The organism is Streptococcus sp. V919, assembly GCF_054353475.1.
In genome coordinates, this window is record NZ_JBTHHY010000001.1 from 20175 (window position 1) to 31977 (window position 11803).

Sequence of the window (11803 nt, forward strand, 5' to 3'; positions counted from 1 at the left end):
TTCCTTCAAAATACAGATTTCTTGCACCGCCTCTTTCATTTTGTGGTATAATGTAGAATGTTTAAAGATTACATATTAAAAAACAGAGGAGAATGTGCATGCTGAAATGGGATGAACTACCTCAGGAGATGCAATTGAGCGAGGTGAAACCATACTACCAGCTCGTCTCTGGAAGAAAAGGTTCACTGATTCTCAAGCGTTGTCTAGACTTGTTTCTAGCCTTGGTCTTGTTAATCTTGACTTCACCCGTATTTCTGATTCTAAGTATTTGGATCAAGCTAGATAGCAAGGGCCCAGTCATTTACAAGCAAGTGCGGGTAACCCAGTACAACCGACATTTCAAGATTTGGAAATTCAGGACCATGGTGGCCGATGCGGACAAGAAAGGAAGTCTAGTAACTTCTGCGAATGACAGCCGCATCACCAAGGTTGGAAATTTCATTCGCCGTGTTCGTTTGGATGAACTTCCGCAATTGGTCAATGTTCTCAAAGGAGAGATGTCCTTTGTGGGAACTCGTCCAGAAGTACCACGCTACACAGAGCAGTATAGCCCTGAAATGATGGCTACCTTGCTCTTGCCTGCTGGGATTACATCGCTTGCCAGCATTAACTATAAGGACGAGGATGCCATTATCAGTCAAATGACTGCAAAAGGTATGACGGTCGACCAAGCTTATGTCGAAAGAGTTCTACCAGAAAAGATGCACTATAATCTAGCCTACCTACGTGATTTTAATTTCTTCGGGGATATTAAGATCATGTTCCAGACTGTAGTTGAAGTTTTAAAATAAGTAGTCGCAAGATTGAAACCGATCAAAGGAGTAAAACAATGACAAAGTATAATATTCCATTTTCACCACCTGATATTACCGAAGCTGAAATTGCTGAAGTAGCAGATACCCTCCGTTCTGGTTGGATTACAACAGGTCCAAAGACAAAAGAATTGGAGCGTCGTCTATCTGCCTATACTCAGACACCTAAGACAGTCTGCCTCAACTCTGCAACAGCAGCTCTTGAATTAATCTTGCGCGTGCTTGAAGTGGGTCCTGGCGATGAAGTTATCGTTCCGGCTATGACTTATACAGCATCATGTAGCGTTATCACTCACGTAGGTGCTACACCAGTTATGGTTGATATCCAAGGTGATACCTTTGAAATGGACTATGACAAGCTTGAGCAAGCAATTACTGAGAAGACAAAGGTTATCATCCCAGTTGAACTTGCAGGGATTGTCTGTGACTATGACCGTTTGTTCCAAGTTGTTGAGAAGAAACGTGACCTCTTTACAGCTACTAGCAAGTGGCAAAAAGTCTTTAACCGTATCGTTGTTGTCTCAGATAGCGCCCATGCTTTGGGTTCAACATACAAAGGGCAACCAGCTGGTTCCATTGCAGACTTTACGTCCTTCTCTTTCCACGCAGTCAAGAACTTCACAACTGCTGAAGGGGGAAGTGCAACTTGGAAAGCTAATCCAGCTATTGATGATGAAGAAATGTACAAGGAATTCCAAATCCTATCTCTTCATGGTCAAACAAAAGATGCGCTTGCCAAGATGCAATTAGGTTCATGGGAATACGATATCGTAACTCCTGCCTACAAGTGCAACATGACGGATATCATGGCTTCAATTGGTTTGGTACAATTGGATCGTTATCCTGGCTTGCTTCAACGTCGTAAAGAAATCGTAACTCGCTATGACCGTGGATTTGCAGGAACTCGTATTTACCCATTGGCGCATGAGACAGATACTGTTGAATCTTGTCGTCACCTTTACGTTACCCATGTAGAAGGTGCTAGTCTTGAACAACGCAATCAAATTATCCAAGAATTGGCCAAAGCTGGAATCGCAAGTAACGTTCACTACAAACCGCTTCCGCTTTTGACAGCCTATAAGAATCTTGGCTTTGAAATGGCAAACTATCCTAAGGCCTATGCCTACTTTGTAAACGAGATTACATTACCGCTTCATACCAAATTAACGGATGAAGAAGTAGATTATATCATTGAAACTTTTGTCAGAGTTTCTGAAGAAGTTCTAGGCGCTTCACAAAAATAATTAAAAAAATTAGTAAAAAATTAGTGAAAACGGTTGACAAAGAAAAAACAATAACATATAATTAACTCAACAAATCAGAAAAGTAATTATTTTTAATCTTCAGGGAGCCTGTGGTTACTGTGAACAGGTGGTTGGAACTAGTGAAATTGGGCTGATTTTAAAAGTGAATTTGAAACAATGAAAATTCGGTAGGCACACCTTACAGTGCAACTTGTTGTTAGACAAGGCAGAGATGTAAAGGGGATATTCTCTTTACAAATGAGGTGGTACCGCGTTACAAACGCCCTCACATGGAAGTAAATTCCGTGTGTGGGCTTTTTCATATTTTGGAACAATGGAAAAGAGGAAAAATTTATGACAACTAAAGGTTATTTTGGACAATTTGGTGGTAGTTTTGTACCAGAACCAATTCAGGCTTTATTAGATGAGTTGGAAGTGACTTTTGATAAATACAAGGATGATCCAGAATTTTTGGCAGAATATCGTCATTACTTGAAGGATTATTCAGGTCGTGAGACTCCGCTCTATTTTGCAGAAAGTTTGACGGATTATCTAGGTGGGGCTAAGATTTATCTCAAACGTGAAGATCTTAACCACCTTGGGTCACACAAACTTAACAATGTCCTTGGACAGATTCTTCTTGCTAAACGCATGGGTAAAAAACGTGTGATTGCAGAGACAGGAGCTGGTCAGCACGGTGTTGCGACAGCTGCAGCGGCGGCCAAATTTGGTATGGCATGTGATGTCTACATGGGGGCAGAAGATGTGGAACGTCAACGTCTCAACGTCTTCCGTATGGAGATGATGGGAGCGACTGTTCACTCAGTTGAAACGGGAACTCGTACACTGAAGGATGCGGTTGATGCAGCCTTTGGAGCATGGATGAACGACCTTGATGCTTTCTACGTTTTAGGTTCGGCTGTAGGTCCGCACCCTTACCCAACGATTGTTCATGAATTCCAAAAAGTAATCAGTGAAGAGTCTCGACGTCAGATCTTGGAAAAAGAAGGACGTTTGCCAGACTACGTCATTGCCTGTGTGGGTGGTGGTTCTAATGCCATCGGTGCCTTTTCACAGTATGTAGCTGATGAAGAAGTTAAATTGGTTGGGGTAGAAGCTGCTGGTCACGGTTTAGATACCGACAAACACGCGGCAACAATGACCAAGGGTAGTGTAGGAATTGTCGATGGAATGAAGACCTATGCAGTCTTTGGTGAAGATGGAAATGTTGCACCTGTTTACTCTATCTCTGCTGGTTTAGACTATCCAGGGGTTGGACCAGAACACGCCTTCTTTAAAGACTCTGGTCGTGTAGAATATGTTGCAGCGACTGATGAAGGAGCTGTCCAAGCCTTGCTTTTACTTAGCAAGACTGAAGGAATTATCCCAGCTATTGAAAGCTCCCATGCTATCGCAGAAGCAGTCAAACGAGCACCAAAACTTAGTAAAGATGAGATTATCATCATTAATGTCTCTGGTCGTGGAGACAAGGACGTAGCTGCTATTGCAGACTACCTTGAAGCAAAGAATAACTAATCATTCCAAGATTAAAGGGAGAAAATTGTGATTTTATTGATTGATAATTATGATTCTTTTACCTACAATCTAGCTCAATATATCGGAACCTTTTCTCCTGTTGAGGTCTTGCGAAACGACGATCCTCGTCTCTATCAAGTAGCAGAAAAAGCAAGAGCTCTTGTCTTTTCTCCTGGACCTGGTTGGCCAGCTGATGCTGGGAAAATGGAGGAATTACCCGCAGACTTTGAAGTTACCGCTCGTACGATAGACGATCAGGTTATCATGGGTTTTCAACACAAGAAGCTCCCTATCTATGGCTTTCAATATCATCCAGAAAGTATAGGGACACCAGATGGACTATCAACCATACGAAACTTCATTGAAAAGGTTATCTAAGGAATAGGACGACAAAATAAAAGCCCTTATAGAGGGCCTGACTATCCTAAAAGCAAAAGCTTACCCAAAATAATCATACAAGCAGCAAGCAATAGGAAAGGCACGAAGGGAAGTCTTTCCTTTTTCTTTAGCAGGAGAAAGGCTAGAATGCCGGTTGTGGAGGCAAATTGGATTAAAATCAACATTTCAGTTAGGTTAAAAATAAGGGTGCAAGAAGCAAGAAAGAGAAAATCACCTGCTCCTATGCGGATATCGATGAAATGAGCAATGATTCCAAAAATCAAGAAGAAAGCCATGATTAGATTCCAACTAGAGCAAATCATGAGGATTAAGTGAAAAATTAGCCAGACGATCAAGGGATATTCTTGATGACGAAGGTCATAAATTCCCAAAGTTAAGCCGGCAGTTACCAGGATGACTTGACCTAAGGTTAGAATTTCCCAAGAAAAAGCCAGAAAGAGCAGTCCTAAGCACAACTCAAAGGAAGCATACCAGAAGGGATAGTGAACCTTGCAGTAGCGACAACGAAAGCGCCCAATTACTTGAGAGATAATCGGAATCAAATCCAGTGGTCTCAAGCGAGTCTGACAAGAATCACAGTGACTTGCAGGAAAAACAATGGATTGCTCAGGGAAACGATCGATGACTAAACCTAGAAAGGAAGCAAGAATCGTTCCAACAAGAAAAAAGTAAAGATGAATCATACTTATTTATTCGGAAAAAATAAGAGAAAGAGTATAATAGTTGGATATAGGAGAAGTTATAGTAGCAAATATGAAAATTCACTTTGAAAAAGGACTTCAGATAGAAAATGCCCAACTCATTTGTCAGTGGTCTAATGCTTTGGGAGAAAGTTTCCAGAAGCAATGGATGGGACCAAAGATGTCTTATCCCTTGATTACCCAATCCTTGCAAAAGATGGAAGGGATTTTTTCCATTTTTGTTGGAGAAGAGTTTGTAGGTATCATCCAGAAAATCAAACTAGAAGATAAAAATCTTCATATTGGAAGATTTCTCATAGCTCCACAGAAGCAGGGAAAAGGATTAGGTCGAAAAGCTTTCCAAGGCTTCGTTCAAGAAATATTTGAAAATGAAGAAATTGAGAGTATTTCCCTAACGGTTTTTGAGTCAAATCAAATAGCTAGAGACCTCTACCACAAAGAGGGATTTGAATTATTCAAACCATTGAAGTTCCTGAACGAAAATACAGAATGAAAAAATCTAGATAAGAACTAAATTACACTAGGAACTGTCCCCTTACAATTTTTAATTCTCAAACTTGTTGCAGAGAAATTTTCTTGATAAAATAGATACATGACTAGATATAAAGCTGTAATTTCCTATGATGGCCACGCCTTTGCTGGTTTCCAGCGGCAACCTCACGCGCGTAGTGTCCAAGAGGAAATTGAAAAAACTTTAACCAAATTAAATAAAGGACAAGCCATTACCATTCATGGCGCTGGGCGAACGGACAGTGGCGTTCATGCTTTAGGTCAGGTCATCCACTTTGACCTTCCCTATCAGATGGATGAGGAAAAGCTTCGCTTTGCTCTCGATACCCAAAGTCCTGAAGATATCGATGTGATTTCGATTGAGATAGTGGCTGACGATTTTCATTGCCGTTATGTCAAGCATAGCAAGACCTACGAGTTTATCGTAGATAGAGGGCGTCCTAAAAATCCCATGCGTCGCCATTATGCGACTCATTATCCCTATCCACTCGATGTGGAGCGGATGCAAGAAGCTGTAAAAAAACTAGAGGGAACACATGACTTTACTGGTTTTACGGCATCAGGTACTAGTGTGGAAGACAAGGTAAGAACGATCACGGAAGCCAGTCTTAGGGTTGATGAAACAGGGCAGTTTTTGACCTTTACATTCTCTGGCAATGGTTTCCTCTATAAGCAGATTCGAAATATGGTCGGAACCCTGCTGAAAATTGGTAACAATCGGATGCCGATTGAACAGATTGACCTCATCTTGGAGCAAAAGGATAGACAGTTGGCAGGACCAACTGCAGGGCCTAATGGTTTGTATTTGAAGGAGATTCGTTATGAAGAATAATCGTATTTTAGCACTTTCAGGAAATGATATTTTTAGTGGTGGTGGATTAGCTGCTGACCTTGCCACCTATACTTTGAATGGTCTGCACGGTTTTGTAGCTATGACTTGTTTAACCGCTTTGACAGACAATGGATTTGAAGTCTTTCCGACGGATGAGACTATTTTCCAACAACAGTTGAATAGCCTGAAAAGTGTAGACTTTGGAGGGATTAAGATTGGTCTCTTGCCGACAGTGGGTGTTGCTGAAAAAGCATTGAATTTCATTAAGGAAAGATCAGGAGTTCCTGTCGTCTTGGACCCTGTTCTCGTTTGTAAGGAAACGCACGATGTTGCAGTCAGTGAGCTCTGTCAAGAGTTGATTCGCTTTTTCCCTTATGTATCAGTGATTACTCCGAATCTTCCTGAGGCAGAGTTGCTTGCAGACCAAAAGATTAAAAGTCTGGAAGACATGAAAACTGCAGCCAAAAAACTGCATGATTTGGGTGCGCCAGCTGTGATTATCAAGGGTGGAAATCGCCTCAGTCAGGATAAGGCTGTGGATGTCTTTTATGACGGAGAAAATTACACAATCCTTGAAAATCCAGTCATCCAAGGACAAAATGCTGGTGCAGGATGTACCTTTGCATCAAGCATTGCTAGTCAGTTAGTCAAGGGAGAGGAACTCTTGCCAGCAATTGAAAGTTCTAAAGCCTTTGTTTACCGTGCCATTGCACAAGCAGATCAATATGGAGTGAGACAATATGAAGCAAACCAAAACAAGTAAAATCGCCCTATTATCAATACTGACTGCCCTATCAGTAGTTTTAGGTTATATTGTCAAAATCCCAACCCAAACAGGAATTTTAACTCTTTTAGATGCTGGTGTTTTCTTCACTGCTTTTTATTATGGAAAACGGGAAGGAGCTATTGTCGGAGGTCTAGGAGGTTTCATTATTGACCTAATCTCAGGTTATCCTCATTGGATGTTCTTCAGCTTGCTTTTCCATGGCTTGCAGGGTTACTTTGCAGGTTTTAAAGGAAAATGGCGGTGGCTTGGATTAGTTTTGGCAACTTTTCTCATGGTAGCTGGATATGCATGTGCGACCTCTTGGATGAAAGGTTGGGGGGTAGCCCTGACAGATATTCCTCATAATTTGTTGCAGAATTTTGTTGGAATGATTGTTGGGTATCTTCTATATCAGAGTATCAAGAAAATTAGTAAGCAGTAAAAATAGTCTTCCATGGGAACTATTGAAAAAACTCTGATAATTTGCTAAAATGAAAGCTATGAAAACACTCTACGATGTGCAACAATTTCTCAAACAGTTCGGCATTATTGTTTATATGGGAAAACGTCTCTATGATATTGAGCTAATGAAGATTGAACTATCTCGAATTTATGATGCTGGCTTGATGGACAAGCTGGATTATTTAGAAGCGGAAGCTGTTCTTCGTAGAGAGCACAAACTAGAATTAGACTATTTAGAAAAAAATGGAGATTAAGTATTATGGTAACTTGGGTATTATGGGGACTTGTCGTAGCGATGTTGGCATGGATGGGATACAACTATCTTCGCATTCGTCGAGCAGCGAAAATCGTAGACAATGCAGAGTTTGAGTCTTTGATTCGTATAGGTCAGTTGATTGACTTGCGTGATCCAGCTGACTTCCACAGAAAACATATCCTCGGAGCTCGTAATATCCCTTCAAATCAATTGAAGACAAGTCTTGCAGCGCTTCGCAAGGATAAGCCTGTTCTTCTCTATGAAAATCAACGTGCGCAACGTGTCACAAATGCAGCGCTTTTCTTGAAAAAACAAGGTTTCTCAGAAATCTATATCCTCTCTTATGGGTTGGATTCTTGGACAGGAAAGGTGAAATCTAATTAACAATGTGAAAAAAACTTGTCACATATGTTTAATATAGATACCGATTTTTTATGGTATAATAATTTATATAAATTTTAAGGAGTTTTTATTATGCAAGAAAAGAAAAAAGCATCGCTTGTTTTAGGTATCCTATCTATCGTCCTTGGTTTATTATCTCCAATCGTAGGTCTGATTTTGGGTATCATTGGATTAGTATTGGGTAATTCACACCAAAATCAATCTGGACTAAATTATAAAACAGAAAAAATTCTCAATATCGTAGGGATTGTCATTTCAGTCCTTAACTGGATTGCAGGAGTCGTTTTGATGATGCACTAATCAGGATTCTAACAAAAAAAGCTTTATATTTAAAGCTTTTTTATTTTACCCAATCTTCTCGAAGTAGGTATCAATCATTTCTAATATTTCCCGGCTCAAGGGAAAGGTTATTTATTGCACATTAGATAAAATCTCTTTGTGTGGTATAATGAATCTGTAATAAATTTAAGGAGTTTTTATAATATGAATACAGAAGAAAAGAAAAAAGCCCCAATTGTTTTGAGTATTCTATCTATTATAGTTGCCTTTGGATTTCCAGTTTTAAGTATTATTTTTGGTGTTTTTGGTTTGGCCTTGGCTCATTCACATCAAAAAGAATCTGGACTAGACTATAAGACAGAAAAAATTCTCTCTATTTTAGGGATTGTGTTAGGGATTATGATTTCTGCAATTTTCTGTATCGTTCTTATCTCACAACTTTCTGGAATTCATTAAAACAAAAAAGCTTTATCTTTAAAGCTTTTTTGTTTTATCCACTTTTCTCTAAGTAGTTTTTAATGATTTTCAATTCCTCTTGATTCAAGGATCGATATTGACCTTCTGCTAGCTTTGAATCTAATGTAAAATCCCCGAACTGAACTCGTTTGAGGGCAGTGACCTTGACACCGACAGATAGGAACATTTTCTTGACCTGGTGAAATTTTCCTTCAGAAATGTTGATGGTGGCTCTACTGTGGCTAGGACTTGAGGCTAGAATTTCAAGCTGAGCAGGTTTACAGGCAGTTCCATCAAGAAAGACAATCCCATCGTTAAACTCTTGGATATGATTAGGAGTCAGTGGTCCATTGACCTCAACTTGATAGGTTTTATCGACATGATATTGAGGATGAAGGAGTTGAAAACCTAGAGGGCCATTATCTGTTAGAAGAAGCAGCCCTGTCGTATCTCTATCCAATCGACCAATTGCGTATAGCTGATCCGACTGGAGATGTTGAGGAAGGAGGTCCATGACAGTTGGAAGTTTTTTGTCCTTACTTGCAGTTACAACACCACCTGGCTTATGGAGCATGAGATAGGTGTGCTCATATCCTTGGATTTTTCTACCTTGAAAAATCAGCTCTTGAAGACCAGTATCTATATTTTGTGCAAGGGAAGTAGCAGCTTGTCCATCTACTAAGATTTCTTTTTTGAGAAGAGCTTGTTTCATGGCTTTCCGACTGAATTTTTCCTGGGCCAATAAATTATCTAAACGCATACCAGCCTATCTTATCACAAGTCAGGATTTTTGAAAAGAAAAGAGAAGGAATGAATTTTCTTTTGAAAACATTTACACTTACTTGAGTTATGCCATTTGCTTAAAATTGTGGTATAATCGTTCAGTTAGAAAATAAATTTGAAATAAATAGAGGAAATCATGACAAAATTAAGAGAAGATATCCGTAATATCGCGATTATCGCCCACGTCGACCACGGTAAAACGACCCTCGTTGACGAATTGTTGAAACAATCTGAAACTCTTGATGCACGTACAGAATTAGCTGAGCGTGCAATGGACTCAAACGATATTGAAAAAGAGCGTGGAATCACCATCCTTGCTAAAAATACAGCCGTTGCCTACAACGGAACTCGTATCAACATCATGGATACACCAGGACACGCGGACTTCGGTGGAGAAGTTGAGCGTATCATGAAAATGGTTGATGGTGTTGTTTTAGTTGTAGATGCTTACGAAGGAACCATGCCACAGACTCGTTTCGTATTGAAAAAAGCCTTGGAACAAGACCTTGTGCCGATCGTTGTAGTTAACAAAATCGATAAGCCATCTGCTCGTCCAGCAGAAGTAGTAGACGAAGTCTTGGAACTCTTCATCGAGCTTGGTGCGGATGATGACCAACTTGACTTCCCAGTTGTTTATGCATCAGCGATCAACGGAACATCTTCCTTGTCAGATGATCCAGCAGATCAAGAAAAGACCATGGCGCCAATCTTTGACACCATTATCGATCACATCCCAGCTCCAGTTGATAACTCAGATGAGCCGCTTCAATTCCAAGTGTCTCTTCTTGACTACAATGACTTCGTAGGACGTATCGGTATCGGACGTATCTTCCGTGGTACAGTAAAAGTTGGGGACCAAGTAACCCTTTCTAAACTAGACGGCACAACGAAGAACTTCCGTGTTACGAAGCTCTTTGGTTTCTTTGGTTTGGAACGTCGTGAAATCCAAGAAGCTAAAGCAGGTGATTTGATTGCCGTATCAGGTATGGAAGATATCTTCGTTGGTGAAACCATTACTCCAACAGATGCTATTGAAGCTCTTCCAGTTCTTCACATCGATGAGCCAACCCTTCAAATGACCTTCTTGGTTAATAACTCACCTTTTGCTGGTCGTGAAGGGAAATGGGTTACTTCACGTAAGGTTGAAGAGCGCCTTCAAGCAGAATTGCAAACAGACGTTTCTCTTCGTGTAGACCCAACGGACTCACCAGATAAATGGACCGTTTCAGGACGTGGGGAATTGCACTTGTCTATCTTGATCGAAACCATGCGTCGTGAAGGATACGAACTTCAAGTATCTCGTCCAGAAGTTATCATCAAAGAAATCGATGGTGTTAAATGTGAGCCGTTTGAACGCGTGCAAATTGACACACCAGAAGAATACCAAGGCTCTGTTATCCAAAGTCTTTCTGAACGTAAAGGTGAAATGTTGGATATGGTTGCAACAGGTAACGGTCAAACTCGTTTGGTCTTCCTTGTTCCTGCGCGTGGTTTGATTGGATACTCAACTGAGTTCTTGTCAATGACTCGTGGTTACGGTATCATGAACCATACCTTCGACCAATACTTGCCATTGATTCCAGGGGAAATCGGTGGACGTCACCGTGGTGCCCTTGTTTCTATCGATACTGGTAAGGCAACAACATACTCAATCATGTCTATCGAAGAACGTGGAACCATCTTTGTTAACCCAGGTACTGAGGTTTACGAAGGAATGATCATCGGTGAAAACTCTCGTGAAAATGACTTGACTGTTAACATCACGAAAGCTAAACAAATGACCAACGTTCGTTCAGCTACTAAAGACCAAACAGCGGTTATCAAAACTCCTCGTATCTTGACGCTTGAAGAATCACTTGAGTTCTTGAACGATGATGAATACATGGAAGTAACACCTGAATCAATCCGTTTGCGTAAACAAATCTTGAATAAGGCAGAGCGCGAAAAAGCAAACAAAAAGAAAAAATCAGCTGAATAAGAGCTAGAAAGAGATAAAGATGGTCTATTTAATCATAGGGATACTCTTATTACTACTCTATGTATTTGCGACACCTCAAAGTATCAAGGGGACGGTCAATGTTGTAATATTAGTCTTTGGACTTGTTTCCCTCGTAATCTTGTTGCTCTTGTCTGCCCTACAGATTTTCCAACTTCCAGCAGAAATATTTATTACATTGGGAATGCTGGCTCTTACTTACTTTAGTTTGAGAGATATTTCCTTAATATCGATTAAAAAGAGGTAGGATTTACCCTCATTCCTCTACACCATTAGAGTCAAAATGTAAAATGATTGAAGCAAAATCAGATTCATGCAGGTTTTGCTTTTTGTTTTCACGAGATAACTAGGTAAGAGGCGATTTCATTT

15 protein-coding genes, 1 pseudogene and 1 other annotated feature are annotated in these 11803 nt (G+C 40.3%); of the genes and pseudogenes, 14 read left to right on the forward strand and 2 right to left on the reverse strand.

From position 1 onward, the window contains the following. The first annotated feature begins 98 nt into the window (after nt 1-98). The 4 genes from ACXYSK_RS00185 to ACXYSK_RS00200 all read left to right on the forward strand — a co-directional run bounded on the left by ACXYSK_RS00185 (nt 99) and on the right by ACXYSK_RS00200 (nt 3970). Nucleotides 99-791, forward strand: coding sequence for a sugar transferase (locus tag ACXYSK_RS00185; RefSeq protein ID WP_458624620.1), 693 nt, complete (start codon nt 99-101; stop codon nt 789-791). Nucleotides 792-829: 38 nt separating this feature from the next. Next, nucleotides 830-2056 (forward strand): DegT/DnrJ/EryC1/StrS family aminotransferase, encoded by a 1227-nt coding sequence (locus ACXYSK_RS00190; RefSeq protein WP_458624621.1) that lies wholly within the window; start codon nt 830-832, stop codon nt 2054-2056. Nucleotides 2057-2122: 66 nt separating this feature from the next. Beyond that, nucleotides 2123-2347, forward strand: a binding site (T-box leader). A gap of 63 nt (nt 2348-2410) precedes the next feature. Next, a complete protein-coding gene (trpB, locus tag ACXYSK_RS00195) occupies nt 2411-3592 on the forward strand; it encodes a tryptophan synthase subunit beta (protein ID WP_458624622.1) in 1182 nt (393 codons plus the stop codon). Between the two features lie 27 nt (nt 3593-3619). Next, complete coding sequence (locus ACXYSK_RS00200) at nt 3620-3970, forward strand: glutamine amidotransferase-related protein (protein ID WP_458624623.1); 351 nt, start codon at nt 3620-3622, stop codon at nt 3968-3970. Between the two features lie 41 nt (nt 3971-4011). Here ACXYSK_RS00200 and ACXYSK_RS00205 read toward each other — a convergent pair whose 3' ends face one another. Continuing rightward, nucleotides 4012-4674, reverse strand: a complete 663-nt coding sequence (locus ACXYSK_RS00205; RefSeq protein ID WP_458624624.1) for a prepilin peptidase — start codon at nt 4672-4674, stop codon at nt 4012-4014. Between the two features lie 70 nt (nt 4675-4744). Here ACXYSK_RS00205 and ACXYSK_RS00210 point away from each other — a divergent pair. The 8 genes and pseudogenes from ACXYSK_RS00210 (at nt 4745) to ACXYSK_RS00245 (ending at nt 8655) form a co-directional block, all read left to right on the forward strand. Then, nucleotides 4745-5199, forward strand: a pseudogene (locus ACXYSK_RS00210) (GNAT family N-acetyltransferase). A gap of 85 nt (nt 5200-5284) precedes the next feature. Further along, the gene (gene truA, locus ACXYSK_RS00215) at nt 5285-6034 is read left to right on the forward strand and encodes a tRNA pseudouridine(38-40) synthase TruA (protein WP_458624625.1); all 750 of its coding nucleotides are present in this window, start codon (nt 5285-5287) and stop codon (nt 6032-6034) included. Further along, nucleotides 6024-6797: a bifunctional hydroxymethylpyrimidine kinase/phosphomethylpyrimidine kinase gene (locus tag ACXYSK_RS00220; protein ID WP_458624626.1), complete on the forward strand. Its 774-nt coding sequence runs from the start codon at nt 6024-6026 to the stop codon at nt 6795-6797. The genes truA and ACXYSK_RS00220 overlap by 11 nt, the downstream gene beginning before the upstream one ends. Beyond that, on the forward strand, nt 6775-7242 hold the full coding sequence (locus ACXYSK_RS00225) for an ECF transporter S component (RefSeq protein WP_458624627.1): 468 nt from the start codon (nt 6775-6777) through the stop codon (nt 7240-7242). The genes ACXYSK_RS00220 and ACXYSK_RS00225 overlap by 23 nt, the downstream gene beginning before the upstream one ends. Before the next feature lie 49 nt (nt 7243-7291). Next, a complete protein-coding gene (locus ACXYSK_RS00230) occupies nt 7292-7516 on the forward strand; it encodes a YqgQ family protein (RefSeq protein WP_000646475.1) in 225 nt (74 codons plus the stop codon). Nucleotides 7517-7521: 5 nt separating this feature from the next. Beyond that, nucleotides 7522-7902, forward strand: a complete 381-nt coding sequence (locus ACXYSK_RS00235; RefSeq protein WP_045615282.1) for a rhodanese-like domain-containing protein — start codon at nt 7522-7524, stop codon at nt 7900-7902. A gap of 90 nt (nt 7903-7992) precedes the next feature. Beyond that, on the forward strand, nt 7993-8220 hold the full coding sequence (locus tag ACXYSK_RS00240) for a hypothetical protein (protein WP_070888421.1): 228 nt from the start codon (nt 7993-7995) through the stop codon (nt 8218-8220). 183 nt (nt 8221-8403) lie between these two features. Next, complete coding sequence (locus ACXYSK_RS00245; protein WP_458624628.1) at nt 8404-8655, forward strand: hypothetical protein; 252 nt, start codon at nt 8404-8406, stop codon at nt 8653-8655. 34 nt (nt 8656-8689) lie between these two features. Here the strand turns inward: ACXYSK_RS00245 and ACXYSK_RS00250 are convergent, their stop codons facing one another. After that, nucleotides 8690-9415, reverse strand: a complete 726-nt coding sequence (locus tag ACXYSK_RS00250) for a pseudouridine synthase (protein WP_458624629.1) — start codon at nt 9413-9415, stop codon at nt 8690-8692. A gap of 159 nt (nt 9416-9574) precedes the next feature. On the opposite strand from ACXYSK_RS00250, the gene typA reads away from it, so the two are divergent. Together typA and ACXYSK_RS00260 are read left to right on the forward strand one after the other, a co-directional pair. Then, nucleotides 9575-11416 carry a translational GTPase TypA gene (gene typA, locus ACXYSK_RS00255; protein ID WP_458624630.1) on the forward strand — a complete coding sequence of 614 codons (1842 nt, stop codon included), beginning with the start codon at nt 9575-9577 and terminating at the stop codon, nt 11414-11416. 19 nt (nt 11417-11435) lie between these two features. Next, nucleotides 11436-11681: a DUF3165 family protein gene (locus tag ACXYSK_RS00260; protein WP_458624631.1), complete on the forward strand. Its 246-nt coding sequence runs from the start codon at nt 11436-11438 to the stop codon at nt 11679-11681. Nucleotides 11682-11803: the final 122 nt, after the last annotated feature.